Here is a 26447-nt window from a genome sequence, read left to right on the forward strand (position 1 = left end):
CCCTGTGCTCCTCGGGTCGTCTTCGGCAGGGTCGGTGGAGACGTGGCCCGGTGCCCACCATTGTAGGCTTCCGGCGCCGCAGGGCATCAGGCTCGGCCGGCCCGGAATCGGCCCGTCGTCAGGCCCTCGCCGCCTCGCCGCCCTCGCCGTCGAGCTCGGGGTCGGCACCCGCCTCGGGGCGCACGACCTTCAGCACGTCGACGACGATCACCGTGATGTTGTCGCGCCCGCCGTTGCCGAGGGCGGCGTCGACGAGCTGTGCGGCGGCCTTCTCGGCGTTCGGGTTCGCGAGGAGGAAGTGGCGGATGCCGTAGGAGGTCAGCTCCTTCGTGAGCCCGTCCGAGCAGATCAGCAGCCGCATGCCCGCCTCGACGGCGATCGCACGGTAGTCGGGGATCGGCGCCTCGTGGAAGCCGACGGCCCGCGTGATCACGTTGGAGTGGGGGTGGGTGTCGGCCTCCTCGCGGGTGATCTGCCCCGCGTCGACCAGTTCCTGCACGATCGAGTGGTCGACGGTGAGCTGCTCGAGCACCCCGCCGACGAGCCGGTAGACGCGGGAGTCGCCGATGTTGAAGACGATCCAGGCCGGCTCGTCGGAGATGGTGCCGAGCGCCGCGCCGGTGACGGTCGTGCCGCTGCCCTCGTCGGTGACCCCGGCGCCGCGGCCCATGTCCTGCACGGCGTGATGGAGCGAGGCGTCGATCTCGGGGGTGCCGATCGCGGCCTTCCCGCCGTGCTCGGCGAGTCGCGTGACGACCGCCGCGCTCGCGAAGTCGCCGGCGGCGTGGCCGCCCATGCCGTCGGCGACGGCGAACACGGGCGACTGGGCGACGTAGCTGTCCTCGTTGACCTCGCGGCGCAGCCCGGTGTCGGTGATCGCGGCCCAGGCGAGGGTGACCTCGGTGCCGTCGGGCAGCGCGACCCGGTGGCGGGCATTGCCGTTGCCTATCTGCGTCACGTGTTCGGCCTGCTGTCTGCTCTGAGCGTCGGATCGACTCCCGGGGGTCGGAGGATCTCGATGATCGTATCGTCTCCGAGGTCGAGCCTCATGCCCGGAACCACCACGATGGACTCGCCCGCCCGCAACCGGCGGACGCCGTTCGGGCCGAGCACGGTGGTGCCGTTCGTCGAGCGGAGATCGCTCGCGACGAGCCGCACGCCCTCGACCCGCAGCTCGAGGTGGGTCGACGACACCACCCGCCCCGGCGACTCCACGCGCACGAGCTGCGGCGCGGGGCCGTCGGCCGAGACGATCCGCGGCGCGGCGGGCCTCCGGCCGACGAAGACCGGGCCGGAGGGCGTGAACGGCGCACCCCCCGCGATCCGGACGCTCGGCACCGCGCGATCGAGATCTCCGGCGGCCCCGTCGACGACCGCGCTCGGTCCGCTCGGCGGGCCCGACGCGTCGTCGCGCCTCGCGGTGAGCACGGTGTCGACGTCGGCGGCCGGATGCCTCGTGTGGACCGTGTCGACCTCGCCCGCGGCCGGCTCGGGCTCGGTCGCGTCGCCGCGACGCCACTCGATCGCGGACGCCCGCAGGCTGGCTCGGGCGTGGCCGACGACGGTGCCGCCGCCGAGGGGTGCGAGGGGTGCGCCGGCCGCCGTGAGGCGGATCCCGTCGACCTCGCGGAACTCCGCGAGGTGCCAGGGTCGGATGCCTCGGGCGTCGAACCGGCGGCTGCCGCCCGGTGAGTCGAGGTCGACGACCGCATCGCCCCGCGCGACCGCGGTCACCTCGCCGAGGTCGCCCCCGCCCCACCACACGAGGGCGAAGTCGCCGCCCGCCTGGTCGAGCGGCGCCGGGATGAACGAGATGAGCCGTTCCAGGCTCGGTCGCGGGTCGCCCGCCGCCTCGGCGAGCGCATCCAGCACGCGCGGGTCGGCCGGCGCGCGGAGCACCGCGATGAAGCGTTCGCCGACGATCGAGTCCCAGGCCGGGGCGCCGGCGGTCGCGAGACTCGTGACCGACCCTGGAAGCATGTCGCCAGTCTGGCACTGCACGGTGCTCCCTGCGAGCCCGATCTGCACAGCGAAACGGAGCCGAATGCATGGAATCCGTTGTGCAACACCCAGAATTCGACGGATTCGCTTGCCAGAGGCATCCTTCACTGTCACAATCGAGTCCATGACGAACGCAAGTCGTTCCAACGGGCATCGGCCGGTGCAGCTCGATGAGGTCTCGAAGGCGATCATCGAGCAGCTGCAGGCCGACGGCCGACGCTCGTACGCCGACATCGGCAAGGCGGTCGGCCTCTCCGAGGCTGCCGTGCGCCAGCGCGTGCAGCGACTGACCGAGTCGGGCGTGATGCAGATCGTGGCGGTGACCGACCCGATGCAGCTCGGCTTCACCCGCCAGGCGATGATCGGCGTCCGCGCGTCGGGCGACACCCGGGTGCTCGCCGAGCAGCTGGCCGAGATCCCCGAGATCGACTACGTCGTGCTCACCGCGGGCAGCTTCGACCTGCTCGCCGAGGTGGTGTGCGAGAACGACGAGGAGCTCATCTCCCTGCTGAACTCGCGCATCCGCAACCTCGAGGGCGTGAACTCGACCGAGACGTTCGTCTACCTCAAGCTCCAGAAGCAGTTCTACAACTGGGGCACTCGCTAAGAAGGGAAGATCATGACCGACACGGTCTACGACAACGGCGCACTGCAGCAGAAGGCGAAGGACCATCTCTGGATGCACTTCGCGCGGCAGTCCACGATGGAGACCTCGGGCGTGCCGATCATCACCCGCGGCGAGGGCCACCACGTCTTCGACATCAACGGCAAGAGCTACATCGACGGCCTCGCCGGCCTCTTCGTGGTGAACGCCGGCCACGGCCGCAAGCGCCTGGCGCAGGCCGGCGCGAAGCAGGCCGAGGAGCTCGCCTTCTTCCCGATCTGGTCGTACGCCCACCCGAAGGCGATCGAGCTCGCCGACCGTCTCGCCGACTACGCGCCCGGCGACCTGAACCACGTGTTCTTCTCGACCGGCGGCGGCGAGGCGGTCGAGACCGCCTACAAGCTGGCGAAGAACTACTGGAAGCTCATGGGCAAGCCGAGCAAGTACAAGGTGATCTCGCGGGCGCTCGCCTACCACGGCACCCCGCAGGGCGCCCTCGCCGTCACCGGCCTGCCGATCAAGGCGCCGTTCGAGCCGATCACCCCCGGCGGCCTGCGCGTGCCGAACACCAACTTCTACCGTGCGGCCGACATGGGCGCCCCCACGGGCAGCGAAGAGGAGTTCGGCATCTGGGCGGCGAACCGCATCGAGGAGCAGATCCTCATGGAGGACCCCGACACCGTCGCGGCCGTCTTCCTCGAGCCGGTGCAGAACTCGGGCGGCTGCTTCCCGCCGCCCCCCGGCTACTTCCAGCGCGTGCGCGAGATCTGCGACAAGTACGACGTGCTGCTCGTCTCCGACGAGGTCATCTGCGCCTTCGGCCGCATCGGCCACATGTTCGCGTGCGACGAGTACGGCTACGTGCCCGACATGATCACCTGCGCGAAGGCCATGACCTCGGGCTACGCCCCCATGGGCGCGACGATCATCAACGAGCGCATCTACGAGCCGTTCTCGAAGGGCGACACGACCTTCTACCACGGCTACACCTGGGCGGGCCACCCCGTTTCGGCGGCCGTCGCGCTCGAGAACCTCGACATCTTCGAGGAGGAGAACCTCCTCGAGCACGTCCGCGACAACTCGCCGCTGTTCCGCGCCGAGCTCGAGAAGCTCAACGACCTGCCGATCGTCGGCGACGTGCGCGGGGCCGGCTACTTCTTCGCCGTCGAGCTCGTGAAGGACAAGGCCACGCGCGAGACGTTCAACGAGGACGAGTCGGAGCGCCTGCTCCGCGGCTTCCTCTCGACCGCGCTGTTCGACGCGGGGCTGTACTGCCGTGCGGACGACCGCGGCGACCCCGTGATCCAGCTCTCGCCGCCGCTCACCATCGGCGTTCCCGAGTTCCAGGAGATCGAGCAGATCCTGCGCAGCGTGCTCACCGAGGCGTCGAACCGCCTCTGATCGCACCACCCCCTCTGCGTTCGCGACGTCGCGGCGTCGCCCAGTTCACCCGTGATCATCGTGCGTTCGCGTCCGCCTCCGGAGGACGCGCGAACGCCCACTCCGGGAGCGCGCCGCTGCCGAGGTGGCGGAGGAGCAGTGTCGCCATGGTGTGGCCGGGATCGAGGTCGAGGGCCGTGTCGAGGATCGCTCCGGCCGCCGAACCGCGCCCGAGCGCCCAGAGCAGCCAGGCCAGGATGCACAGCGGCCCCGCCCGATGCGACTCGGGGGCGTCCGCGACGAGACGCCGGACGACGTCGGCCGCCCGCTCGACGCGCGGCCGCGCGGGGCGGAGGTTCGTCTGCCCGAGCAGGAGCCGCGCGAGGATCTCGGCGACCGGCTCCCCCGCTCCGTCGGCGGGCTCGACGACGAGGAGCTCGTCGATCGACCTGCCGCGGTGCTCCGCGCGCTCGACGGTCTCCGCGGCGTCGTCGTGCGCGGCAGCACCCACCAGCGGCCCGAATGCGAACTGCAGCATCATCCCGTCGCGGAACATCGGCCGTGCCGCGAGATGCAGGAACCACGCCGCCGCACGAGCCGGCACCGCGCCCGGTTCGAGGAGGTGCTCGACGAGTTCGACGGGATCGAGATCGTCGCCGAGCCGGGTGAGCTCGGCTCCGCTCGGGCCCGATGCCTCGAGCCGGTCGAGCGCCCGTGCGACGGCTGCGGCCCTGCGGGGGTCGCTGTCGGGGATGCGGGCGTGCCGCGCGGGGTCGTGCCTGCGGTCGTCGACGTCGGGCACCGTCACGACCGCGGCGGAACGCTCGATGAGCGTGAGCGGATGCCCCGTGGCCGGCAGCGCCGGGTCGAGATAGGAGCCCCAGCCGTCGTTCGCCACGCAGAGCCCGTCGCGGACCGCGAACCCCGCCTCGCTCGCGCGCGCCGTGAGCAGCTCGACGAGCCGACGCTCCGGCGCGTCGGAGTGATCGGCGAACCCCGCCCCCGTGTAGACGATCGGGACCACCCCGTCGACGCCGGGCATGCGGCAGAGGGCGGCGACGACGACCGCGGCCAGCGCGTCGCGGTCGCGCGGGCGCCTCGGGAGGTCGTGCCGGAGCACCCCGACGGTCCGGGTGCCGTCGAATGCCACGCAGACGAGCGAGCAGGAGGGCGCGAAGCCCGCGATGCTCGGCACGAGGGCCAGGAACTCTTGCGCCGATCCGGCGCGGATGATGGTGGTCATGGCCAGAGCGTGCCCCGCGCAGCGGGCTCCGGCGTCGCCACGGGGGCCCGACCGCGAGGTTCGCCGAGCCGCGCGGGCTGTGGAGGAGCGGTCGTCCACTGGTCGACCGGATCGGCCGCCACTCCTCCTCCACAGCATCGCGTGCGCCGCCTCCGGCGCGATGTCCGAATCTCGCGAGAACGTGTCGGCGGCCCGGGCTACGCTCGGTGCATGACCAACGTCTTCCTCATCCGACTCGACAGCCCGATCGGGCGCATCGAGGTCGTCGCCGACGACGACGCCGTCACCGGTCTCTCGATCGAGCGCGACGGCGTCCTCCCCCACGACGACTCCCCCGAACGCCCCAACGCCGTGCTCGAGCGGGCCCGGGTCGAGCTCGACGAGTACTTCAGGGGCGACCGCACCGACTTCGACCTCCCGGTCCGACTCGAGGGCACCGACTTCCAACGCGCCGTCTGGGCCGAGCTCGCACGACTGGGCTGGGGCGAGGCGATCTCGTACGGCTCGCTCGCGGCGGCCGTCGGCCGCCCGGGGTCGGCGCGCGCGATCGGCGGCGCGGTCGGCGCGAACCCCGTTCCGATCATCGTCGGCTGCCACCGTGTGCTCGCCTCCGACGGGCGCATCACCGGGTACTCCGGCGGCGAGGGTGTTCCCACGAAGCTCTGGCTCCTGGGCCACGAGCGCATCGGCTTCGCCGCGTGAGCGTCATCCCCCGGCCCGACACGGTCGTGGGCGACGACGGCGTCGCTCGGTGCGCCTGGGGCGCCGCCGACCCCGAGTACCGTCGCTATCACGACGAGGAGTGGGGCACGCCGCAGCACGATCCGCAGCGTCTCTTCGAGAAGGTGTGCCTCGAGGGCTTCCAGGCCGGGCTCTCGTGGATCACGATCCTCCGGCGGCGACCGGCCTTCCGCGAGGTGTTCCACGGGTTCGATCCGCACCTGGTCGCCGCGATGACCGACGCCGACGTCGAGCGCCTCCTCGGCGATGCCCGCATCATCCGCCACCGCGGCAAGATCCGCGCGACGATCACGAACGCGCGTGCGACGCTCGAGCTCGAGGTGCCGCTCGACGAGTTGCTCTGGGGCTACGCACCGCCGGCGCGACCCGCTCCGCCCGCGTCGTTCGCCGAGGTCCCGGTGACGACGCCCGAGTCGACCGCGATGAGTCGTGAGCTCCGTCGTCGCGGTTTCGCCTTCGTCGGACCGACCACCATGTATGCGCTCATGCAGGCCGCCGGAATGGTCGACGATCACGTCGCCGGCTGCTTCCGGGCGTCGCCGTCCAGCGGCACCTGACGCCGACGCGCGACGCCCGGGCTCGCTCCCGAAAATCCTTGACACCGTCGAATCGCACCCGCTACGTTTGTGCCCACTTCGGGGGGTAGGCAACGGTGCCCATCCGCGCACCCGGAGCCCGGTCGCCGCCCAGGCGAACGGAGATCGCTCAGAAGGAGCACTACATGCGATTCAGAAGAACACTCGCGCTCGCCGCCACCGCGGCAGCCGCGCTCGCCGTCGGCACGGCAATCCCGGCCGCCGGTGCACTCACACTCGATGATTCCGACGTTCCCTCCTACCAGGAGTTCGCGGCATCGACCTACCGAGACGTCGACGGCGGCTACATCGTCAACGGCGACGAGCTGATCTCGGGCCAGAGCGACCTGCGCTCGTTCTACGAGCAGCTCGTCGGCCCCGAGACGCCCACCGACGGTCTCATCGTCAACACGGTGAACGGCGCAGACGACAAGTGGTCGGCCTCGCAGGTGGGCAATCTCACCTACTGCGTCAGCACGAAGTTCGGCACGCGTCACGCCGACGTCGTCAGTGCGATGGCGAGCGGCGCGGCCCTCTGGGAGGCCGCATCGTCGAAGGTGAACTTCGTGTACGTGAGCAGCGCCGACGGCCAGTGCACGACGCGCAACAAGTCCGTCGTCTTCTCGGTCGAGCCGGTGCAGACCTCGCAGTACATCGCGCGGGCGTTCTTCCCGAGCTCGCCCGACCGTCAGCAGAACGTGCTCATCGACGACTCGATCTGGAGCTCGGGCTCGTGGACGCCCACGAACATCCTGGGCCACGAGCTCGGCCACACGCTGGGCTTCCGGCACGAGCACACGCGCCCCGAGTCGGGTACCTGCTTCGAAGACAACAACTGGCGCGCGCTCACGCCGTACGATTCGTCGTCGATCATGCACTACCCGCAGTGCAACGGCTCGTCCGACGACCTGTCGATGACGAGCAGCGACCGGGCCGGCGTCGTCGCCCTGTACGGCAACTGATGCTCCTGTTGAGCTGAGCTCTCGCTCGGAGTCCACTGGGTCCGGTCGTCGTCGACCGGGCCCAGTGGCCTGTCCGGTGTCAGGCGACGAGCTCGACCTCGCGTGGCAGTGTCGCCGCCCGCTCCTCGCCGAGTCGCATCGAGAAGCCCTGCGAGTCGGCCCAGTCGAGCAGGTCCTCGACGCCGGCGAGCTCGGGGCGTCGCTCGAGCACCGCCCTCGTGAATCGTCCCTTGGCCTGCTTGTTGAAGTGGTTCAGGGCGCGCCGGCGGCCGTCGCCGTCGATCGAGACGACGCGCACGTAGACGCTGCCCGGCCGCGCCGGGGCGGGCCCGAGCTCGGCGTAGCCTTCCGAGCGGAGGTCGATGATCAGCCCCGCCTCGTCGTCGAGCACGCGGGCGATCGGCTCACGCCAGTGGGCCTTCAGCCGCAATCCGGGCAGCTTCGAGTCGTGCGAGAGCCGGTACGCCGGGACCGGATCGAGCGCGCCGACGAGGCCGAGCAGCGCGGAGTGCACGGCGACGGTTCGGCCGGCGAACGCCCGAGCCTCCGCATCGAGCGACGGGGCCTCGAGTGCGTCGAACAGCACGCCCGTGTAGCGGTCGATCGCCGCCATCGTCGGAGCGGCCGGAATCGCGCGATTGCGGTCGACCTCAGCGGTCTGCCGTGGCCCCAGCTTCAGCGCCCGCATCATGGCCGCGCCATCGGACGACAGCTCGCCCAGCGCGGCGAGCGTCTGCTCGCGTGCCGCCGAGAGCGAGGGGAACGAGAGCGCCTCGAGCGCGAGCGGCGCGTCAGCACCGCCGTCGCGCTTCGTCTCCGACGGCGGAAGGAGGATGCGCACTACGAGCCGATGAAGGCGAGCGCCGCGTCGACGTTCGTGCCGAGCGTCTCGATGCTGTCGATCGTGACGCGCGGCAGCGCCGATGACGGGCCCGTCCACGCGGCATAGCCCTCGAGACTCTGCTCGACGGCGCGCCAGGTGGTCTCCTCGAGGTGCGGCAGCTTGCGCTCCCGCTTCTCGAGTCGGGCTCGGTGCAGCTCCTCGTCGGAGCAGACGACCTCGATGACGCGAAGGCGCACGTCGGCGCGCTCGGCCAGGTTGCGCCACTGCAGGCGCGCGGCCTCTGCGGCGTTCACCGCATCGACGATCACCGTACGGCCGGAGTCGAGCTCCTTCTCGGCGATCTCCTCGGCGACGAGGTAGGCCGCGAGACCCGTGGGCTGGTCGGCGTCGATCCCGGCGCGCAGGATCGCCGACTCGATCGGGTCGACCGACACGACCGTGGCGCCGAGGCGGGCGCCGACGATCTGTGCGATCGTCGACTTTCCCGCACCCGGCAACCCGGCCATGACGATGAGTTGGGTGACGCTCAGGTCACCGAACTGGCGGTCGAACGGCTGCTCCCCCTGCATCCGCTGCTCCTCAGGAGAGTTCGGCGCGAGACGCGACGACCTGCACCGAGTTGGACTGCACGGAGAGGAACCCGTCCTCGGCGCTCGCGGTGATCTTCTCACCGCCGGGCAGGGTGACGCGCACCTCGCCGCCGGCGAGGATCGCTAGCATCGGCTCGTGGCCCGGCAGGATGCCGATCTCGCCTTCGACGGTCTTCGCGACCACCATGGCCGCCTCGCCCGACCAGACTTCCTGGTCGGCCGAGACGACGCTCACGTTGAGGGCGGCCATGCTCAGCCGTTCTCCTTCTGGATGCGTGCCCACTGCTCTTCGACGTCGGAGATGCCACCGACGTTGAAGAAGGCCTGCTCGGCCACGTGGTCGAAGTCACCGCGGGCGATGGCGTCGAACGACTCGATGGTGTCCTTCAGGGGGACGGTCGAGCCCTCGACACCGGTGAACTTCTTCGCCATGTAGGTGTTCTGCGAGAGGAACTGCTGGATGCGGCGCGCGCGGGCGACGGTGATCTTGTCCTCTTCCGAGAGCTCGTCGACACCGAGGATCGCGATGATCTCCTGGAGCTCCTTGTTCTTCTGGAGGATCTGCTTGACCGTGGTCGCGACGCGGTAGTGGTCTTCGCCCAGGTAGCGGGGGTCCATGATGCGCGACGTCGAGGTCAGCGGGTCGATCGCGGGGTAGAGACCCTTCGACGCGATCTCGCGCGAGAGCTCGGTCGTCGCGTCGAGGTGCGCGAAGGTGGTCGCCGGCGCCGGGTCGGTGTAGTCGTCGGCGGGCACGTAGATCGCCTGCAGCGAGGTGATCGAGTGGCCGCGCGTCGAGGTGATGCGCTCCTGGAGGATGCCCATCTCGTCGGCGAGGTTCGGCTGGTAGCCCACCGCGGAGGGCATGCGGCCGAGCAGCGTCGACACCTCGGAGCCCGCCTGCGTGAAGCGGAAGATGTTGTCGATGAAGAGGAGCACGTCCTGCTTCTGCACGTCGCGGAAGTACTCGGCCATGGTGAGGGCCGAGAGGGCGACGCGCAGACGCGTCCCCGGCGGCTCGTCCATCTGGCCGAAGACGAGGGCGGTCTTGTCGAAGACGCCCGCCTCCTCCATCTCGTGGATGAGGTCGTTGCCCTCACGGGTGCGCTCGCCGACACCGGCGAACACCGACACACCACCGTGGTCCTGCGCGACGCGCTGGATCATCTCCTGGATGAGGACGGTCTTGCCGACGCCGGCGCCGCCGAAGAGGCCGATCTTTCCACCCTGCACGTACGGGGTCAGGAGGTCGATCGACTTGATGCCGGTCTCGAAGAGCTGGGTCTTCGACTCGAGCTGGTCGAAGGCCGGGGGCTTGCGGTGGATCGGCCAGCGCTCGGTGACCTCGATGGTCTCGCCGGGCTCGAGGTTCAGGACCTCGCCGATGACGTTGAAGACCTTGCCCTTGGTGACGTCGCCGACGGGAACCGAGATCGGCGAGCCGGTGTCGCGCACCTCCTGGCCGCGGACGAGGCCGTCGGTGGGCTTGAGGGCGATGGCACGGACGACGTCGTCGCCGAGGTGCTGGGCGACCTCGAGGGTCAGCGTCGAGGTCTCGTCGCCGATGGTGATCTCGGTCTGGAGGGCGTTGTAGATCTCCGGGATCGAGTCGTGCGGGAACTCGATGTCGACGACGGGGCCCGTCACGCGGGCGATGCGGCCGACGGCGACGGTCTGGTCGGCGACCGTCTCGATGGTGTCAGTCATTCTGCTCACTCTTTCTGGATTTACTTGGCGGCGACGAGCGCGTCCGCGCCGCCCACGATCTCGGAGATCTGCTGCGTGATCTCGGCCTGGCGCGCGTTGTTCGCCAGGCGGGTGTAGTCGGTGATGAGCTTGTCGGCGTTGTCGGAGGCCGACTTCATCGCCTTCTGCGTGGCGGCGTGCTTCGCGGCGGCCGACTGCAGGAGGGCGTTGAAGATGCGGCTCTCGATGTACACCGGCAGCAGCCCGTCGAGCACCGTCTCGACGTCGGGCTCGAACTCGTACAGCGGCTGCACCGTCGCGTCGGGCTCTTCGACGCCCTCGACGACCTCGAGCGGCAGCAGGCGCACGACCGTGGGGGTCTGCGTCATCATGCTGACGAAGGTGTTGTAGACCACGTGGATCTCGTCGACGCCACCGTCGGCCGCATCGCGGAGGAAGGACTCGAGCACCGCGTCGGCGATCTCCTTGGCGAGCTCGAACTCGGGGTTCTCGGAGCTGCCCGTCCACTGCCGCTCGAACTCGCGGTGGCGGAACTGGAAGTACCCGACCGCCTTGCGCCCGACGAGGAAGTACACGACCTCCTTGCCCTGCGAGCGGAGGAGCTCGGCGAGCTCCTCCGACTCACGCAGGACCTGCGAGTTGAATGCGCCGGCGAGGCCGCGGTCGCTCGTGAGGATCACGATCGCCGCGCGCTCGATCTTCTCGGGCTCGGTCGTCAGCACGTGGTCGACGTTGGAGTACGTCGCCACGGCCGAGACGGCACGGGTGATCGCCCGCGAGTACGGCGTCGAAGCCGACACCCGTGCCTGCGCCTTCTGGATGCGCGAGGCGGCGATGAGCTCCATCGCCTTGGTGATCTTCTTCGTCGTCTGGGCAGACTTGATCTTCTGCCGGTAGACCCGAAGTTGCGCTCCCATGTCTCTCCTGTATCCCTAACGTCAGCGGTTCAGATCGTCAGGCGCCTAGCGGCGAGCCTTGACGATCTTCTCCTGGTTGACGTCTTCCGCGGCGATGGCCTCGAACTGCTCCGACCCGACCGAGGCGAGCGGCTTGCCCTCGCCGGTCTGGAACTCGGTCTTGAAGGTCGCGACCGACGACTCGAGCTTCTGGATGGTCTCGTCCTCGAGCTTGTTCGTCGCGCGCAGCACGTCGAACACGTCGGTGTTGCGACGCAGGTAGTCGAGGAACTCGCTCTCGAAGCGCAGGATGTCCTCAACGGGCACCTCGTCGAGGTGGCCCTTCGTGCCGGCCCAGATCGAGACGACCTGGTCCTCGACGGGGAAGGGCGAGTACTGCGGCTGCTTGAGCAGCTCGGTCAGGCGCGCACCGCGTGCGAGCTGACGACGGCTCGCGGCGTCGAGGTCGGACGCGAACATCGCGAAGGCCTCGAGCGAGCGGTACTGGGCGAGCTCGAGCTTCAGCGTGCCCGAGACCGACTTGATCGACTTGACCTGCGCGTCACCACCGACTCGCGAGACCGAGATGCCGACGTCGACGGCCGGGCGCTGGTTCGCGTTGAAGAGGTCGGACTGGAGGAAGATCTGGCCGTCGGTGATCGAGATCACGTTGGTCGGGATGTACGCCGAGACGTCGTTGGCCTTGGTCTCGATGATCGGCAGACCCGTCATCGAGCCGGCACCGAGCTCGTCGGAGAGCTTGGCGCAACGCTCGAGCAGACGCGAGTGCAGGTAGAAGACGTCACCGGGGTACGCCTCGCGTCCCGGCGGACGACGGAGGAGGAGCGACACGGCGCGGTACGCCTCGGCCTGCTTCGACAGGTCGTCGAAGATGATGAGGACGTGCTTCGAGTCGTACATCCAGTGCTGGCCGATGGCCGAGCCCGTGTACGGCGCGAGGTACTTGAAGCCGGCGGGGTCGGAGGCCGGAGCGGCGACGATGGTGGTGTACTCCATCGCACCGGCGTCTTCCAGGGCGCCCTTCACCGAGGCGATGGTCGAGCCCTTCTGGCCGATCGCGACGTAGATGCAGCGGACCTGCTTGTTGACGTCGCCCGACTCCCAGTTGGCCTTCTGGTTGATGATCGTGTCGATCGCGATGGCCGTCTTGCCGGTCTGGCGGTCGCCGATGATGAGCTGACGCTGGCCGCGGCCGACGGGGATCATCGCGTCGATGGCCTTGATGCCGGTCTGGAGCGGCTCGTGCACCGACTTGCGCTGCATGACGCCGGGCGCCTGGAGCTCGAGGGCGCGGCGGCCCTCGATGCCGGTGATCTCGCCGAGGCCATCGATCGGGTTGCCGAGCGGGTCGACGACACGGCCGAGGTAGCCCTCGCCGACGGGCACGGAGAGGACCTCGCCCGTGCGGGTCACCTCCATACCCTCTTCGATGCCGGTGAACTCGCCGAGCACGACGACGCCGATCTCGTCTTCGTCGAGGTTCTGCGCGAGGCCGAGCGTGCCGTCCGCGAAGCGCACGAGCTCGTTCGCCATGACGGAGGGCAGGCCCCCGACGTGGGCGATGCCGTCGCCGGCGTCGGTGACGTAGCCGACTTCGGTCTTCTGCGCCTGGCCCGGCTCGTACGACGAGACGAACTCCGAGAGAGCCGAACGGATCTCGTCGGGGCTGATGGAGAGTTCTGCCATTGCCATTTCCTTTTCTGGGCCGAGCCTCATGGGCACCGGATGCAGTGTGTTTGTCTGGCGGCGCTGGACGCCGGTCGTGGTTTCAACCGGCGTCAGCCGGCAAGCTTCTGCCGCAGGGAGCTGAGGCGGCTGGCGACGCTGCCGTCGATGACGTCGTCGCCGATCTGGACGCGGACCCCGCCGAGGACGGCGGGATCGACGATCGTGTCGAATCGGATGGGGCGGCCGGACTGGGCCGAGAGGCCCTGCTCGAGCCGGGCGAGCTGCTCGGCCGAGAGCGGTGCGGCCGAGGTCACGGTCGCGATGTCGAAGCCGCGCTGGTCGGCGACGACGGATGCCGCGTGCCGAAGGGCTTCGCCGATACGACGACCACGGGGCTGCTGCACGAGGTGCCGCACGATCGCGACGGTCTGCGGTGCGGCCTTGCCGCCGAGCAGCCGGTCGACCACCTTCGTCTTGGCGTCGGCCGCACTGAGCTTCGACCCGAGCGCGAGCTCGAGTTCGGAGTCGGACGCGACCGCACGGTCGAACGCGAAGAGCTCGGCGTCGATGTCGACGCCCTTCGCTGCCGAGTCGGCCGCGATGCGGTAGCCGAGGTCCTCGAGGCCGGCGAGGAAGTCCTCGCCGGAGGACCAGCGGCTCGACGCTGCGGTGACGACCAGCGACACCGCGGCGCCAGGCAGCTGCTCGCCGAAGACGCGCTCGATGAGCGCGCGCTTCTGCGAGGCATCCGCTTCGGCGTCGGTGAGCGCCGTGCGCAGCTGCGACGACGACCCGATCACCCGGCCGGCGGCGAGGAGGCCCTCGGCGACGTCAAGCTCGGCCCGGCCGAGCTCGGCGAGCGCAGCCCGCGACCCGGCCAGGGCCTCTCTCGTAGCGCTACCCATGGGTTACTTCTTCCCTCCGGCGGTGGCCTCTGAGGCCTCCAGGTCGGCGAGGAAGCGGTCGACGACCGCGGTCGCCTTCGCGTCGTCGGAGAGCGACTCGCCGATCACGCCGGAGGCGAGGTCGATCGCCAGGGTGCCGACCTCGGAGCGGAGCGAGACGAGCGCGGTCTGGCGCTCGGCCTCGATCTGCGCCTGGGCGCTCGCGGTGACGCGGGCGGCCTCGGCAGTGGCGGTGTCCTTCGCCTCGGCGACGATCTTCTTGCCGTCCTCGCGGGCCGTCTCGCGGATGCGACCGGCCTCGGTGCGGGCGTCGGCGAGCTGCGCCGTGTACTCCTCGAGGGCGGCCTCGGCCTTGCGCTGGGCCTCGTCGGCCTTCGCGATGTTGCCCTCGATCGCCTCAGCACGCTCGTCGAGCAGCTTCTGGACGCGCGGGAGCACGTACTTCCAGAAGAAGACGAGGATGATGACGAAGCAGACCGACGACCAGATGATGTCGTACCACTCCGGAATCACCGGGCTGTGGGTCTCGCCACCCTCGGTTGCAGCGCTCAGTACTGCATGAAGCACATTGGCCTCCTCAGTTGCGGCGGGTGGATCAGACGAAGATGAAGTAGGTCGCGATGCCGATGAAGGCGAGCGCCTCGGTGAAGGCGATACCGATCCACATCAGGACCTGGAGGCGGCCGGCCAGCTCGGGCTGGCGAGCGACGCCTTCGATGGTCTTGCCGACGACGATGCCCACGCCGATGGCCGGGCCGATCGCCGCGAGGCCGTAACCGACGGTCGCGATGTTTCCATCAAGGGCGGCGAGAACGGTGGTTGCGTCCACGTTGGGTTTCCTTTCTTAGGGAATGTTCTGGGCGGGTGCCCGGGCTCAGTGCTCTTCTGCGACCGCGAGCTGGATGTAGACCGCGGTGAGAAGTGCGAAGACGTAGGCCTGCAGGACGGCGACGAGGACCTCGAACAGCGTGAACGCGAGTCCGAAGGCCAGGGTGCCGGCGCCGACGATGGTCCACCAGCCGCTGAGCTGGAAGACGAAGAACTGCGTGGCTGCGAAGAAGAGCACGAGCAGGAGGTGACCGACGATCATGTTCATCATGAGTCGCAGGGTCAGCGTGATGGGCCGGATGATGAAGGTCGAGATGAACTCGATCGGCGTGACGATGATGTACACCGGCCACGGCACACCCGCGGGGAACAGCGAGTTCTTGAAGAAGTTCTTGGGGCTCTTCTTGACGCCCGCGTAGATGAAGGTGATGTACGCGACGATCGCGAGCACGAGCGGCACGCCGATGACGGAGGTGCCGGCGATGTTCAGGAACGGGATGACACCGGTCAGGTTCATGAACAGGATCATGAAGAACATCGTCGTGAGGATCGGCAGGAACCGCTTGCCGTCCTTCTTGCCGAGCAGGTCGTCGGCGATGTTGACGCGAACCATGTCGAGACCCATCTCGACGAGGCTCTGGAAGCGGCCGGGGACGACCTTCATGCGACGGGTCGCGAGCCAGAACACCAGGAAGAGCGCGATGACCGCGACCCAGCGCACCAGGATGATGCGGTTGATCTCGAAGGGGGTGTCTTCGAAGAGCAACGGACCCGGGAAGAACTCGTCGATCGACGGACCGTGGAACTCACCGTCTTCGGTGGCAGTCGGAACCAGCAGGTTCAGAGCGTGTGCTAGCAGCGCTTTCTCCTGTTTCGGGGCGTGGAGCTCGGCTCTCGCGACGACGAACATGGACCTCGGTTCGCCCATGCGTGATGGCGGCAGAACCGTGGGGGGATCGGGAATACTCTAGCAAGACTTCTACGAGCAGACGAATTCAGAACCCGGTTCAGTCGTCTTCGGGTGCTTTCGGCAGTTCGACGTCGCTCGCGTAGGGCAGACGGGACTTCGCGACGACGAGCACGTCGACCACGAGCGAGGCCAGGACGCCCGCCACGAGGCTCAGGAACAGCACGGTCGTGTCGAGCCACGCGGCATCCCGCAGGAGCACGACGAGCACGATGAAGACGATGAACTTCAGGAGCCACCCGCCGAGCACGATGCCGAAGAACGCGCCCACGAACAGGTCGCTGCCCGAGAAGCGGTTGGCGAGGAGGATGCTCGCCGCGGTGATGCCCATGAACACCACCGCCATGGTGGTGCCGATGAGGGCGCCCCAGAGGCCGGGGAGGCCGGCGAAGACGAGGCCGAGCACCGAGCTCACCACGAGGATCACCGCGGCGAGCAGGCCGCCCCAGGCGAGGGCGCGGCGGAGCACCGGGTTCGAGGTCGGCGTGCGGTCGGCGGGCTGTGCGGGACGTGCGTCGGTCATCATGCTCCAGTCGGGGGTCGCCCGATTCTACCGAGCCGGACCTTCGAGTTCGTCGGCCGCGGCCGGAGTCGTCGCGGGGCGCTCCTCCGCGGCGATCGTGAGGCGCTTGCGACGGCCGAGCGGCGCGAGCGTGATCACGGCGCAGACGAGGAAGCCGACGCCGAGGAAGACGAACGCCCACGCGCTGTCGACGCCGAAGTACGTCGGCAGCACGTAGGTGAGGAGGCACCCGACGCTGGCGACCGCCGTCCACCCGTAGAGGATGAGCACGGCGTTCAGATGCGAGTGCCCCATGTCGAGCAGGCGGTGGTGCAGGTGCTTGCGGTCGGCGGCGAAGGGCGACTTGCCGGCGCTCAGGCGCCGCACGACGGCGAGCCCGAAGTCGAGCAGCGGGATCACGAGCACCACGAACGGCAGCAGGATCGGGATGAAGGCGGCGAACAGGTTCTCGAAGCCGACGCTCGCCGGGTTGATCGTGCCCGTCACGGCGATCGCCGCGGTTGCGGTCAGGAGTCCGATGAGCAGCGCGCCGGCGTCGCCCATGAAGAGCTTGGCCGGGTGCCAGTTCAGCGGCAGGAAGCCCGCGCACGCGCCGACCACGATGACCGCGAGGAGCGACGCGAGGTTGAAGTAGTTGAGCGGCGAGGTCTGCTGCACGAGGAGGTACGTGTAGAGGAAGAACACGCCGTTGGCGATGAGCGAGACGCCCGCCACGAGCCCGTCGAGCCCGTCGATGAAGTTGACCGCGTTCATCACGAGCACGATGACGAAGACGGTGATGGTGGCGCTCAGCCACGACGGGATGAGCGTGATGCCGGCGATCGGCAGCGACACGATCGTGACGCCCTGCCAGGCGATGAGCCCGCCGGCGATGAACTGGCCCGCGAGCTTCGTCGTCCAGTCGAGGTCCCAGATGTCGTCGGCGACGCCCATCGCCACGATGAGGAGCGCGGCCCCGAGGATCGCGAGCATCTGCCCCGGGTTCTCGAAGATGATCGAGACGTTCGAGAACCGCGACACCCCGAGGCTCGACACGAAGGCCGCCGCCCCGATCGCGACGACGATGCCGACGAACATCGCGATGCCGCCGAGCCGCGGGGTCGGCCGGGTGTGCACGTCGCGCTCGCGGATCTTCGGGTACAGCCGGTACTTCAGGCTGAGCTTCCAGACGACGATCGAGCCGCCGAAGGTGACCAGCGCGGCCAGCAGCGCGAGCGAGAGGAAGAGGGTCATGAGGCGGCGGTGCCCGCCTCATCGGCGTCGCCCGCGGGTACGGATGCCTCGGGACCGTCCGACCCGGGGGCGGCCTCAGTCGATGCGGTCCCCTCGGCTGCCGCCGGGTCGGAGCCCGCCTCGGCGACCGCGGCGCGCTCGGGCTCGAGCAGCTCCTCGCCGACGACCGCGGCGATGCGCTCGCGCGAGATCACCCCGGCGCGGACGATCCGCAGCACTCCCCCGTGCTCGCCGAGGCCCGTGGCATCCACGATCGTCGAGGAGGTGTCGCCCGGGCGCTCGCCGATCGCCTCGTAGCCCGAGCCGGCCTCGCCGCCGTCGAGGTAGACGGCGACCGACTCGCCGAGCATCTCCTCCGCGCCGGCGGCCGTCGTCGCCGACGGCAGGCCCGAGAGGTTCGCCGAGGAGACCGCGAGCGGGCCCGTCTCGGAGAGCAGTTCGAGGGCGATCGGGTTGGCGGGCATGCGCAGCGCGACCGTGCCGCGGGTCTCGCCGAGATCCCACTGCAGCGAGGGCTGCGCGCGGAGGATGACCGTGAGCCCGCCCGGCCAGAACTCGCCGACGAGGTCGCGCACGGCGGGCGGCACCTCGCTCGCGAGGGCGTCGAGCGTCGGCAGGCCGGGGATCAGCACCGGCGGCGGCGAGGTGCGCTCGCGACCCTTCGCCTCGAGGAGGCGGGCGACGGCCTTCGCGTCGAAGGCGTCGGCAGCGACGCCGTAGACCGTGTCGGTCGGGATGACGACGAGTTCGCCGCGCCCGATCGCCCCGCGGGCGAGTCGCATGCCGGTGAGCAACTGGGAGTCGACCGAGCAGTCGTAGATGGCAGTCATGACCTGCCGATTCTAGACCAGCCCGGCCGGGCGTTCGGATGCCCCGGGCCGAGTGCGGCCCGGGGCATCCGGCCGGCCGGCGGATCGCTCAGCGACGACCCGCCTTGCGACGGAACAGCCACGCCCCCCAGACCGCCGCGACGACGATGATGAGCGCGCACCAGCCGACCGCCCACCATGCCGAGTCGCCCATCGGGGTGCCGAGCAGGAGCGAGCGGATCGTCTCGATCACCGGCGTGATGGGCTGGTTCTCCGCGATCCACTGGAGCCACTCGGGCATCGTGTCGACCGGCACGAAGGCGCTCGACAGGTAGGGCAGGAACAACAGGATGAAGCCGTAGCCGCTCGCCGCCTCGGGCGAGGCGGCGGCGAGGCCGATCGCCGCGAACAGGTAGGTGATCGCGAGGATGTAGAGCGCGACGACGCCGATGACGCCGAGCCACTCCAGCGGCGTCGCGGTCGGGCTGAACCCGACGAGGAGCGCGACCCCGATCACCACGGCCGTCGCGATGAGGTTGCGCACGAGGCTCTCGACGACGTGGCCCGTCAGCACCGCGCCGCTGCGCAGCGGCATCGTGCGGAAGCGGTCGATGATGCCGGTCGTCATGTCGCGCGACACGGAGATCGCGGTGCCCGAGGCGCCGAATCCGGCGCAGAGCAGGATGATGCCGGGCACGACGTAGTCGACGTAGCCGCCCGAGGGGTCGATCGCGTTGCCGAACACGAAGGTGAACAGCAGCATGAGCATCGTCGGCAGCACGACCGCCATGAGGAGCGCCTCGACGTCGCGGACGGAGTGGATGAGGCTCCGCCCGATGAAGACACGCTCGGCGGCGAGGCCGCGCAGGCGCGGGCGGAGGGCGGGTGCGGTCGCGGGTGCGGGCGGGTGCGCCGTCGTGGGCGCGGTCGCGGTGGTCATCTCGACTCCATGAGCTCGGGGGTGGATGCCTCGGCGCCGGCCGTGATCGCGAGGAACACGTCGTCGAGGCTCGGACGGCGGATCGAGACCTGAACGCCGTCGGCGCCGGTCGCGATCGAGGAACGGTCGAGCTCGTCGACGGCCGCACGCAGGCCGTGCACGGTGCCGTCGGTCGGGATCTCGCGGACGAGCACGCCGTCGGCGTCGCGCAGCTCGACGACGTCGCCGCCGATGCGGGCCTTGAGCTCGTCGGCCGTGCCCTCGGCGGCGACCCGGCCCCGGTCGAGCACGGCGATGCGGTCGGCGAGGCGGTCGGCCTCCTCGAGGTACTGGGTCGTGAGGAACACCGTGGTACCGGCGTCGGCGAGGGTGCGGATGACCGCCCAGAGCTCCTGGCGACTGCGGGTGTCGAGGCCGGTCGTCGGTTCGTCGAGGAACAGCACGGGCACGTCGACGACGAGGCTGAGGGCCAGGTCGAGGCGCCGGCGCATGCCCCCCGAGTAGGTGCCGACGCGGCGGTTCGCGGCCGCCTCGAGGTCGAAGCGCCGCACGAGCTCGTCAGCCCTCGCCTTCGCCGCGCGCCGGGAGAGTCCCGAGAGCCGGCCCAGCATGACGAGGTTCTCGGTGGCGGTGAGCACCTCGTCGACGGCGGCCGACTGGCCGGTGAGCGCGATGCGCTGCTGCACCTCGCCCGGCCGCCGTGCGACGTCGTGCCCCGCGACGACGGCGGTGCCGGCGTCGGGTGCGACGAGGGTCGTGAGGATGTTGATCGTCGTGGTCTTGCCCGCCCCGTTCGGCCCGAGGAGCGCGAAGACGCTCCCCCGCGGCACGGCGAGGTCGAGCCCCGCGAGCACCTCGGTGCGGCCGAACTGCTTGCGGAGACCGCGGACGTCGATGGCGAGTTCCATCGCTGTACTCCGTTCGTCTCGGGTCTGCACCGGAGCCTCAGTCGGCTGCGTATGGCGCAAACTGTTTATGTGATGCACTGTTGTTTAAGTAATACACAGTTCTAGACTGTCGTCAAGCACCCACGAACTGGAGCCCGATGAGCGACGAACTGCGAGCCGACCCCGAACTCCCCCGCGGCGTCGCGCTGGCCTGGGGCGTGGCCGCGCACCCGCAGCGCGGGCCCAAGCGCGAGCTCTCGATCGAGCGCATCGTCGACGCCGCGATCGAGATCGCCGACGCCGAGGGGCTCGGCGCCGTCTCGATGAGCCGCGTCGCGGCCTCCCTCGGCTTCACGACGATGTCGCTCTACCGCTACGTCACGAGCAAGGACGACCTGATCCTGCTCATGCAGGAGGGCGCGGTAGAGCCGCCCGTGCCCGACGAGTCCGTGCAGCGCAGCTGGCGCGAGGGGGTGACCGCCTGGGTGCTCGCGATGCGGGCGGCGTACCGCGAGCACCCGTGGCTCGTCGACATCCCGATCTCCGGGGCGCCGATCACGCCGAACAGCCTGCTCATCGTCGACTGGTTCCTCGGCGAGGTGCGCGAACTCCCGCTGAGCGACGGCGAGAAGATGTCGGCGCTCCTCCTGCTCACGAGCTACGCGCGTGCCACGAGCGCACAGGACCGCGACCTGCGCGCCGCCGCCCTCGCCGCCGACGACCCGGCCGACGTCACCGGCGAGAACGCCTTCGCCGCACTGACCGAGCTCGTCACCCCCGAGCGGTTCCCCCACCTGAGCCCGCTGCTGGCGGCCGGCGGCTACGTCGCCGAGCCGGGCACCCACCCGGGCGACACCGACGACGACTTCTCATTCGGGCTCCTCCGCATCCTCGACGGCATCGAGCATCACGTCGACCGCCTCGGAGGGCCGTCGCCCGAGGCTCCCGAACCGCTCGCCGAGCTGCCCGCGCAGCTCGACCTCCCGCGCGACCCCAAGGTGCGCGAGGCCGCGAAGGCGAGGCGCGAGGCCGAGAAGGCGGTGCGCGAGGCGCAGAAGGCGCTGCGCGAGGCGCAGAAGCGCGAGCGCGAGTCGATCAAGCACGCCCTCGAGCGCGAGAAGCACAGGTAGGCGCCGGCCGAGCGGCGACCGACTCCGCGCTCAGCGGAGCGCGGTCGTCGCGCGGTCGCGCCCCGTCAGGTCGCGGTGATGCGCGACGGCGCGCCATCCGTCGGCCTCGAGCAGCGCCGCGATCTCGGCCGACTGCGCCTCGCCGTGCTCGATCACCAGCATGCCGCCCGGCCGCAGCAGTGCGAGCGCGCGCTGCGAGAGCACCCGCACGACGTCGAGGCCGTCGGCTCCCCCGTAGAGCGCACGCTCGGGGTCGTACAGCCGCACCTCGGGGTCTCGGGGAATCGCGCCCAGCGGGATGTACGGCGGGTTGGAGACCACGACCGACACCCGGCCGTCGAGCTCGGGCAGTGCGGTCGCGAGGTCGCCGAACACGAGCTCGAGGTTCGGCGCGCCGACCTCGTCGACGTTGCGCCGCGTCCACGGGAAGGCCTCGGGCGAGTTCTCGACCGCCCACACCTTCGCGTGCGGCACCTCGGTCGCGAGGGCGAGCGCGATCGCGCCGCTGCCCGAGCCGAGGTCGATGCCGATCGGCTCGGGGTCGGCGACCGCGCGCAGTGCGTCGATGCCGATCTGGGCGACGCCCTCGGTCTCGGGGCGCGGCACGAACACCCCCGGCCCCACCGCGAGCTCGAGCGAACGGAACGCGGCCCGCCCCGTGAGGTGCTGCAGCGGCTCGCGCCGGGCACGACGCTCGGCGAGCGCGGCCAGCTCCGCGGCATCCGCCGCCGAGAGCCCGCCGCCGATCACGAGGCGCGCCTGCACTCCGCCGCGACTGAGTCCGAGCACGTGGCCGATGAGGAGTTCGGCGTCGACCTCGGGGTCGGGCACCCCTGCCGCGGCGAGCGTCCTGACGAGCTCGTCGCGCACCTCGCGCAGCGGTCGGGCGGCCTGGTCCTCTGGTGCATCCACGCAATGGAATGTAACGCACCCCCACCGCCCCGGCCGCCCCAATAGGCTGAAGGCGCCCGCACCGCCCCTCGAGAAAGGCCTGCCCATGGCTCAGATCTACGACAACATCACGCAGGCCTTCGGTCGCACCCCGCTCGTGCGCCTGAACCGCCTCACCGAGGGGGCCGGCGCGACCGTGCTCGCGAAGCTCGAGTTCTACAACCCCTCCGCGAGCGTGAAGGACCGCCTCGGCGTGGGCATCGTCGACGCCGCCGAGGCCTCGGGCGCGCTGCAGCCCGGCGGCACCATCGTCGAGGGCACGAGCGGCAACACGGGCATCGCCCTCGCCCTCATCGGCGCGGCGCGCGGCTACAAGGTGATCCTCGCCATGCCCGAGACCATGTCGAAGGAGCGCAAGTCGCTGCTCAAGGCCTACGGCGCCGAGCTCGTGCTGACGCCCGGCTCCGAGGGCATGAAGGGCGCGGTCGCGAAGGCCGAGGAGATCGCCGCCGCGACTCCCGGCGCGATCCTCGCCCGCCAGTTCGAGAACGAGGCGAACGTCGAGATCCACCGCCGCACGACCGCCGAAGAGGTGTGGAACGACACCGACGGCGGCGTCGACATCTTCGTCTCGGGCATCGGCACCGGCGGCACCCTCTCGGGCACCGGCCAGGTGCTCAAGGAGCGCAAGCCGGGCGTGAAGGTGGTCGGCGTCGAGCCCGCCGAGTCGCCCATCCTCAACGGCGGCGCCCCCGGCCCCCACAAGATCCAGGGCATCGGCGCGAACTTCGTGCCCGACATCCTCGACCGCGACGTCTACGACGAGATCATCGACGTGAACATCGACCAGGCCGTCGCGACGGCGCGCCTGCTCGGCACGCAGGAGGGCATCCTCGGCGGCATCTCCTCGGGTGCGACGGTGCACGCCGCGCTCGAGCTCGCCAAGCGCCCCGAGAACGACGGCAAGACGATCGTCGTCATCGTCGCCAGCTACGGCGAGCGCTACCTGTCGACCGTCCTGTACGAGGGTCTGCTTGACTGATCAGGTGCCGATGTTCAGACGCCTGAGAGAAGACCTCGCGACCGCCCGTGCGCACGACCCCGCTGCACGGAGCGGTCTCGAGGTCTTCCTCGTGTATTCGGGCCTCCACGCGATCTGGGCGTACCGCCTCGCCCATCGCCTGTGGCGGGCGCGGTGGCGGTTCCCGGCCCGGGTGATCTCGCAGCTGACGAGATTCCTCACCGGCATCGAGATCCACCCCGGGGCGACCATCGGCCGTCGCTTCTTCATCGACCACGGCATGGGCGTCGTGATCGGCGAGACGGCCGTCATCGGCGACGACGTCATGCTCTACCACGGGGTCACGCTCGGCGGGAAGGCCCCGCGCAACACCCCGCCCGGCACGAAGCGCCACCCGACCCTCGACGACGGCGTCACCGTCGGCGCCGGCGCTAAGATCCTCGGCGACATCACGATCGGCGCGTGGAGCGCGGTCGGCGCGAATGCCGTCGTCACCCGAAGCGCTCCCCCGCACTCGCTCGTCGTCGGCGTGCCCGCGACGGTGCGACCGCTCTCGCACCAGACCGCCGACGCCGCCCGCGGCGTGCACGACTGGCACATCTGAGGCCCGCGGCCGCCCGTGCGCCTCGCGCATTCGGTCTGCGCCACTTCTGGAGCCTTCGCGCCACGACGGCTGGCGCAGAGGCGGCAGAAGTGGCGCAGACCCCAGACCTCGCGTGCGAGAGCCAATGCGCCTCAACCGTTGATTCGTCGGCCGGTCGACCTGGGCAGACCCGCGTCGATCAGGATGTCGCGAAGCTCGTGCGTGCGCCACGCCTGGCCCCAGTCCCACCGGGCGCATCGCCAGCCCGTTGCGGCGCGCACCTCGTCCTCCCGACGCTTCTCCGCTCCCACGATCTCAGCGACGGAGCGCCGATCGCCCCTACGTCGCGCGGTGCCGAGATACTTGCCGTCGCCATCGGCCTCACCCCAGACCGCGTGTTCGGGCCAGGCGAAATCGAGGTGGGCGATCGCGCCCGTGCGTCGGGTCACTTGGAACTGCAACTGCGGAGGTGGGAAGCCGAGCTCCTCGATCCGATGGCGGCTGAGCGACTCGAGCGGAGTCTCCGAGCGGTCGGTCGCACGATCGAGCACCGCTGCGACCCGCCGACTGCCCGGGAACGGCAGCATCGAAGCGAACGCGGCGCGCAATCGGCCGATCGTGCAGTACGGCTCGCCACCGAACCGGGGAACGTAGAGCGCTGCATCGACCATCGCCAGTGCGGTCAGCAGTGGGCAGCTCCGCGAAACCTCGATCAGCGTGTCGACGAGCCCGGTGACCGTTGCGCCGTCCGCCGAGCGCATGAACTCCGCCTGCGGCCGCCTGACGATCTCCACGACGCCGTTGCGGCGGCGACCGGAGCGTGAAGCCGCGAGCACGACGACGTCTGAAGCCTCTCGTCCCACGACCGGCGATCCGGTGAGCACCGCTGCGGTGATTCCGGCGAACACCACGCCCGGCCGCTGCTCGGCGACCGCGAGCGCCCGCGCACGGTGCATCTCGATCCAGGACAACCGGGCGAGGCGCTCGGATTCGAGGTAGACGCCGCGGCGCACCGGCGTGAGTTCGCCCGCGTCGCGGGCCCCGAGGAGCGCGGCGGACACCCCGACGTCAGCCGCGCGGCGCGAGGTCATCAACCCGCCGGCGCCGCGCGGCAACAGGCCCGCGCGCGATGTCGACATGACCGAAATTCTCGCGCCGCATCGGCGGAGCCGCCCCCGATGCCGTGGCCCCGGCGACCTCCCGCCCCGATCCGCACCTGTGAAGAAGTAGTCCCGGTCGTGGCGATGCGCCAGTTCGGACGCTGCTGCGCCACTTCTGCTGGCGCACGAGTCGTCGAAGTGGCGCACGCAACGCCAGGCGCGAGTGCGCGGGCGCGCTCGCGCCGGCAGGCGGGAGCACGTGCGGAAACGATGGATGCCACGGGGTCAGCCCCGTGGCATCCGATCTGCGTGTGCTCGATCAGTCGTCGCGACCGGCGAGCTGCGCCTCCTCGTCGGCCTGGATGGCCGACTCGATGAGCGGGTCGAGCGCCCCGTTCATCACCTGGTCGAGGTTGTACGCCTTGTATCCCGTGCGGTGATCCGCGATGCGGTTCTCGGGGAAGTTGTACGTGCGGATCCGCTCCGAGCGGTCCATCGAGCGGATCTGCGACTTGCGCGCGTCGGACGCCGCGGCGTCGAGCTCCTCCTGCTGGCGCGCGAGGATGCGGGCGCGCAGCACGCGCATCGCCGCCTCGCGGTTCTGCAGCTGCGACTTCTCGTTCTGCATCGAGACGACGATGCCGGTCGGGAGGTGGGTGATGCGCACGGCCGAGTCGGTCGTGTTCACCGACTGGCCGCCGGGACCCGACGAGCGGTAGACGTCGATCTTGAGGTCGTTCTGGTTGATCTCGACCTCTTCGGGCTCGTCGACCTCGGGGAAGACGAGCACGCCCGTCGTCGAGGTGTGGATGCGGCCCTGCGTCTCGGTGACGGGCACGCGCTGTACGCGGTGCACGCCGCCCTCGTACTTGAGGTGCGCCCAGACGCCCTGCGACGGGTCGCTCGCGTTGGACTTGATCGCGACCTGCACATCTTTATAGCCGCCGAGGTCGGACTCGTTGCGCTCGAGGAGCTCGGTCTTCCAGCCCTTCGACTGCGCGTACTGGATGTACATGCGCAGGAGGTCGGCGGCGAAGAGGGCGCTCTCCGCGCCGCCCTCGCCGCCCTTGATCTCCATGATCACGTCGCGGCCGTCGTCGGGGTCGCGCGGGATCAGGAGTCGCCGGAGCTTCTCCTGCGCCTGCGCAAGCCCCTCCTCCAGGGCCGGCACCTCCTCCGCGAAGGCGTCGTCCTCCTTCGCGAGCTCACGGGCCGCCGCGAGGTCGTCCTGCGCCTCGTGCCAGGCCGTGTTCGCCGCGACGATCCGGCTCAGCTCGGCGTAGCGCCGGTTGACCTTCTTCGCGCGCGCCGCGTCGGCGTGCAGCGCCGGGTCCGCGAGCTCCTCCTGGAGCTGCGCGTGCTCGGCGAGGAGCGGCTGGACCGATTCGAACACGCGAG

29 protein-coding genes are annotated in these 26447 nt (G+C 70.2%); 8 read left to right on the forward strand and 21 right to left on the reverse strand.

Annotated elements, in window-relative coordinates; genetic code table 11:
• Positions 1–118: 118 nt before the first annotated feature.
• Positions 119–958: a PP2C family protein-serine/threonine phosphatase gene (locus ACFVTH_RS17900; protein ID WP_387093898.1), complete on the reverse strand. Its 840-nt coding sequence runs from the start codon at positions 956–958 to the stop codon at positions 119–121.
• The gene (locus ACFVTH_RS17905) at positions 955–1980 is read right to left on the reverse strand and encodes an FHA domain-containing protein (RefSeq protein ID WP_387093901.1); all 1026 of its coding nucleotides are present in this window, start codon (positions 1978–1980) and stop codon (positions 955–957) included. Before ACFVTH_RS17905 ends, ACFVTH_RS17900 begins: the two co-directional genes overlap by 4 nt.
• A gap of 145 nt (positions 1981–2125) precedes the next feature.
• Between ACFVTH_RS17905 and ACFVTH_RS17910 the strand changes: the two genes are divergently transcribed.
• Positions 2126–2608, forward strand: a complete 483-nt coding sequence (locus tag ACFVTH_RS17910; protein ID WP_386941951.1) for an Lrp/AsnC family transcriptional regulator — start codon at positions 2126–2128, stop codon at positions 2606–2608.
• Positions 2609–2620: 12 nt separating this feature from the next.
• Positions 2621–4006, forward strand: a complete 1386-nt coding sequence (locus tag ACFVTH_RS17915; protein WP_387093904.1) for an aspartate aminotransferase family protein — start codon at positions 2621–2623, stop codon at positions 4004–4006.
• 55 nt (positions 4007–4061) lie between these two features.
• Here ACFVTH_RS17915 and ACFVTH_RS17920 read toward each other — a convergent pair whose 3' ends face one another.
• Entirely contained in the window at positions 4062–5228 is a 1167-nt protein-coding gene (locus ACFVTH_RS17920) for a DUF4192 family protein (RefSeq protein WP_387093906.1), read from the reverse strand.
• A 210-nt stretch (positions 5229–5438) separates the two neighbouring features.
• Between ACFVTH_RS17920 and ACFVTH_RS17925 the strand changes: the two genes are divergently transcribed.
• From ACFVTH_RS17925 to ACFVTH_RS17935, 3 genes are all read left to right on the forward strand, one after another.
• Positions 5439–5930: a methylated-DNA--[protein]-cysteine S-methyltransferase gene (locus ACFVTH_RS17925; RefSeq protein ID WP_387093909.1), complete on the forward strand. Its 492-nt coding sequence runs from the start codon at positions 5439–5441 to the stop codon at positions 5928–5930.
• A gap of 5 nt (positions 5931–5935) precedes the next feature.
• Complete coding sequence (locus tag ACFVTH_RS17930; protein ID WP_387094232.1) at positions 5936–6526, forward strand: DNA-3-methyladenine glycosylase I; 591 nt, start codon at positions 5936–5938, stop codon at positions 6524–6526.
• A gap of 164 nt (positions 6527–6690) precedes the next feature.
• The gene (locus ACFVTH_RS17935; protein ID WP_387093912.1) at positions 6691–7506 is read left to right on the forward strand and encodes a M57 family metalloprotease; all 816 of its coding nucleotides are present in this window, start codon (positions 6691–6693) and stop codon (positions 7504–7506) included.
• Positions 7507–7585: 79 nt separating this feature from the next.
• Here ACFVTH_RS17935 and ACFVTH_RS17940 read toward each other — a convergent pair whose 3' ends face one another.
• The 15 genes from ACFVTH_RS17940 to ACFVTH_RS18010 form a co-directional block, all read right to left on the reverse strand.
• Positions 7586–8347, reverse strand: a complete 762-nt coding sequence (locus ACFVTH_RS17940; protein WP_387093914.1) for a YaaA family protein — start codon at positions 8345–8347, stop codon at positions 7586–7588.
• Complete coding sequence (locus ACFVTH_RS17945) at positions 8347–8919, reverse strand: AAA family ATPase (protein ID WP_387093917.1); 573 nt, start codon at positions 8917–8919, stop codon at positions 8347–8349. Before ACFVTH_RS17945 ends, ACFVTH_RS17940 begins: the two co-directional genes overlap by 1 nt.
• Before the next feature lie 10 nt (positions 8920–8929).
• A complete protein-coding gene (locus ACFVTH_RS17950) occupies positions 8930–9190 on the reverse strand; it encodes a F0F1 ATP synthase subunit epsilon (protein ID WP_386941944.1) in 261 nt (86 codons plus the stop codon).
• 2 nt (positions 9191–9192) lie between these two features.
• The gene (gene atpD, locus ACFVTH_RS17955; RefSeq protein WP_387093920.1) at positions 9193–10647 is read right to left on the reverse strand and encodes a F0F1 ATP synthase subunit beta; all 1455 of its coding nucleotides are present in this window, start codon (positions 10645–10647) and stop codon (positions 9193–9195) included.
• Between the two features lie 20 nt (positions 10648–10667).
• Complete coding sequence (locus ACFVTH_RS17960; RefSeq protein WP_387093922.1) at positions 10668–11564, reverse strand: F0F1 ATP synthase subunit gamma; 897 nt, start codon at positions 11562–11564, stop codon at positions 10668–10670.
• Positions 11565–11609: 45 nt separating this feature from the next.
• Positions 11610–13250 (reverse strand): F0F1 ATP synthase subunit alpha, encoded by a 1641-nt coding sequence (atpA, locus tag ACFVTH_RS17965; protein ID WP_387093925.1) that lies wholly within the window; start codon positions 13248–13250, stop codon positions 11610–11612.
• A 92-nt stretch (positions 13251–13342) separates the two neighbouring features.
• A complete protein-coding gene (locus ACFVTH_RS17970; protein ID WP_387093928.1) occupies positions 13343–14137 on the reverse strand; it encodes a F0F1 ATP synthase subunit delta in 795 nt (264 codons plus the stop codon).
• Between the two features lie 3 nt (positions 14138–14140).
• Positions 14141–14704 (reverse strand): F0F1 ATP synthase subunit B, encoded by a 564-nt coding sequence (locus ACFVTH_RS17975; protein ID WP_386941939.1) that lies wholly within the window; start codon positions 14702–14704, stop codon positions 14141–14143.
• Positions 14705–14732: 28 nt separating this feature from the next.
• On the reverse strand, positions 14733–14966 hold the full coding sequence (gene atpE, locus ACFVTH_RS17980) for an ATP synthase F0 subunit C (RefSeq protein ID WP_122937972.1): 234 nt from the start codon (positions 14964–14966) through the stop codon (positions 14733–14735).
• A 45-nt stretch (positions 14967–15011) separates the two neighbouring features.
• On the reverse strand, positions 15012–15809 hold the full coding sequence (gene atpB, locus ACFVTH_RS17985) for a F0F1 ATP synthase subunit A (RefSeq protein ID WP_386942152.1): 798 nt from the start codon (positions 15807–15809) through the stop codon (positions 15012–15014).
• A gap of 163 nt (positions 15810–15972) precedes the next feature.
• A complete protein-coding gene (locus ACFVTH_RS17990; protein ID WP_386941938.1) occupies positions 15973–16455 on the reverse strand; it encodes a hypothetical protein in 483 nt (160 codons plus the stop codon).
• A gap of 27 nt (positions 16456–16482) precedes the next feature.
• On the reverse strand, positions 16483–17688 hold the full coding sequence (locus ACFVTH_RS17995) for an MraY family glycosyltransferase (RefSeq protein WP_386941937.1): 1206 nt from the start codon (positions 17686–17688) through the stop codon (positions 16483–16485).
• A complete protein-coding gene (locus ACFVTH_RS18000) occupies positions 17685–18518 on the reverse strand; it encodes an L-threonylcarbamoyladenylate synthase (RefSeq protein ID WP_387093932.1) in 834 nt (277 codons plus the stop codon). Before ACFVTH_RS18000 ends, ACFVTH_RS17995 begins: the two co-directional genes overlap by 4 nt.
• Positions 18519–18606: 88 nt before the next feature.
• A complete protein-coding gene (locus tag ACFVTH_RS18005; RefSeq protein ID WP_387093935.1) occupies positions 18607–19437 on the reverse strand; it encodes an ABC transporter permease in 831 nt (276 codons plus the stop codon).
• Positions 19434–20345: an ATP-binding cassette domain-containing protein gene (locus tag ACFVTH_RS18010; RefSeq protein WP_387093938.1), complete on the reverse strand. Its 912-nt coding sequence runs from the start codon at positions 20343–20345 to the stop codon at positions 19434–19436. Before ACFVTH_RS18010 ends, ACFVTH_RS18005 begins: the two co-directional genes overlap by 4 nt.
• Positions 20346–20482: 137 nt before the next feature.
• On the opposite strand from ACFVTH_RS18010, the gene ACFVTH_RS18015 reads away from it, so the two are divergent.
• Positions 20483–21454, forward strand: a complete 972-nt coding sequence (locus tag ACFVTH_RS18015; RefSeq protein WP_387093941.1) for a TetR/AcrR family transcriptional regulator — start codon at positions 20483–20485, stop codon at positions 21452–21454.
• Positions 21455–21484: 30 nt separating this feature from the next.
• Here ACFVTH_RS18015 and prmC read toward each other — a convergent pair whose 3' ends face one another.
• Entirely contained in the window at positions 21485–22333 is an 849-nt protein-coding gene (gene prmC, locus ACFVTH_RS18020; protein WP_387094235.1) for a peptide chain release factor N(5)-glutamine methyltransferase, read from the reverse strand.
• Between the two features lie 118 nt (positions 22334–22451).
• Here prmC and cysK point away from each other — a divergent pair, with 118 nt between their 5' ends.
• Positions 22452–23387 carry a cysteine synthase A gene (cysK, locus tag ACFVTH_RS18025; protein WP_386941932.1) on the forward strand — a complete coding sequence of 312 codons (936 nt, stop codon included), beginning with the start codon at positions 22452–22454 and terminating at the stop codon, positions 23385–23387.
• Positions 23388–23391: 4 nt separating this feature from the next.
• Positions 23392–23970, forward strand: coding sequence for a serine O-acetyltransferase EpsC (gene epsC, locus ACFVTH_RS18030; RefSeq protein WP_387093944.1), 579 nt, complete (start codon positions 23392–23394; stop codon positions 23968–23970).
• A 131-nt stretch (positions 23971–24101) separates the two neighbouring features.
• Here epsC and ACFVTH_RS18035 read toward each other — a convergent pair whose 3' ends face one another.
• Both ACFVTH_RS18035 and prfA read right to left on the reverse strand, forming a co-directional pair.
• On the reverse strand, positions 24102–25256 hold the full coding sequence (locus ACFVTH_RS18035) for a hypothetical protein (RefSeq protein WP_387093947.1): 1155 nt from the start codon (positions 25254–25256) through the stop codon (positions 24102–24104).
• Positions 25257–25368: 112 nt separating this feature from the next.
• On the reverse strand, positions 25369–26442 hold the full coding sequence (prfA, locus tag ACFVTH_RS18040) for a peptide chain release factor 1 (protein ID WP_387093950.1): 1074 nt from the start codon (positions 26440–26442) through the stop codon (positions 25369–25371).
• Positions 26443–26447: the final 5 nt, after the last annotated feature.

Origin of the sequence: Agromyces sp. NPDC058104 (assembly GCF_042884835.1) — a bacterium.
GTDB lineage: Bacteria > Actinomycetota > Actinomycetes > Actinomycetales > Microbacteriaceae > Agromyces.

Coding starts and splice junctions, on each gene's coding strand:
- ACFVTH_RS17905 (WP_387093901.1), bottom strand. CDS start 1,980: ATGCTTCCAGGGTCGGTCACGAGTCTCGCGACCGCCGGCGCCCCGGCC.
- ACFVTH_RS17910 (WP_386941951.1), top strand. CDS start 2,126: ATGACGAACGCAAGTCGTTCCAACGGGCATCGGCCGGTGCAGCTCGAT.
- ACFVTH_RS17915 (WP_387093904.1), top strand. CDS start 2,621: ATGACCGACACGGTCTACGACAACGGCGCACTGCAGCAGAAGGCGAAG.
- ACFVTH_RS17920 (WP_387093906.1), bottom strand. CDS start 5,228: ATGACCACCATCATCCGCGCCGGATCGGCGCAAGAGTTCCTGGCCCTC.
- ACFVTH_RS17925 (WP_387093909.1), top strand. CDS start 5,439: ATGACCAACGTCTTCCTCATCCGACTCGACAGCCCGATCGGGCGCATC.
- ACFVTH_RS17935 (WP_387093912.1), top strand. CDS start 6,691: ATGCGATTCAGAAGAACACTCGCGCTCGCCGCCACCGCGGCAGCCGCG.
- ACFVTH_RS17945 (WP_387093917.1), bottom strand. CDS start 8,919: ATGCAGGGGGAGCAGCCGTTCGACCGCCAGTTCGGTGACCTGAGCGTC.
- ACFVTH_RS17950 (WP_386941944.1), bottom strand. CDS start 9,190: ATGGCCGCCCTCAACGTGAGCGTCGTCTCGGCCGACCAGGAAGTCTGG.
- atpD (WP_387093920.1), bottom strand. CDS start 10,647: ATGACTGACACCATCGAGACGGTCGCCGACCAGACCGTCGCCGTCGGC.
- ACFVTH_RS17960 (WP_387093922.1), bottom strand. CDS start 11,564: ATGGGAGCGCAACTTCGGGTCTACCGGCAGAAGATCAAGTCTGCCCAG.
- atpA (WP_387093925.1), bottom strand. CDS start 13,250: ATGGCAGAACTCTCCATCAGCCCCGACGAGATCCGTTCGGCTCTCTCG.
- ACFVTH_RS17970 (WP_387093928.1), bottom strand. CDS start 14,137: ATGGGTAGCGCTACGAGAGAGGCCCTGGCCGGGTCGCGGGCTGCGCTC.
- ACFVTH_RS17990 (WP_386941938.1), bottom strand. CDS start 16,455: ATGACCGACGCACGTCCCGCACAGCCCGCCGACCGCACGCCGACCTCG.
- ACFVTH_RS17995 (WP_386941937.1), bottom strand. CDS start 17,688: ATGACCCTCTTCCTCTCGCTCGCGCTGCTGGCCGCGCTGGTCACCTTC.
- ACFVTH_RS18000 (WP_387093932.1), bottom strand. CDS start 18,518: ATGACTGCCATCTACGACTGCTCGGTCGACTCCCAGTTGCTCACCGGC.
- ACFVTH_RS18005 (WP_387093935.1), bottom strand. CDS start 19,437: ATGACCACCGCGACCGCGCCCACGACGGCGCACCCGCCCGCACCCGCG.
- ACFVTH_RS18010 (WP_387093938.1), bottom strand. CDS start 20,345: ATGGAACTCGCCATCGACGTCCGCGGTCTCCGCAAGCAGTTCGGCCGC.
- ACFVTH_RS18015 (WP_387093941.1), top strand. CDS start 20,483: ATGAGCGACGAACTGCGAGCCGACCCCGAACTCCCCCGCGGCGTCGCG.
- cysK (WP_386941932.1), top strand. CDS start 22,452: ATGGCTCAGATCTACGACAACATCACGCAGGCCTTCGGTCGCACCCCG.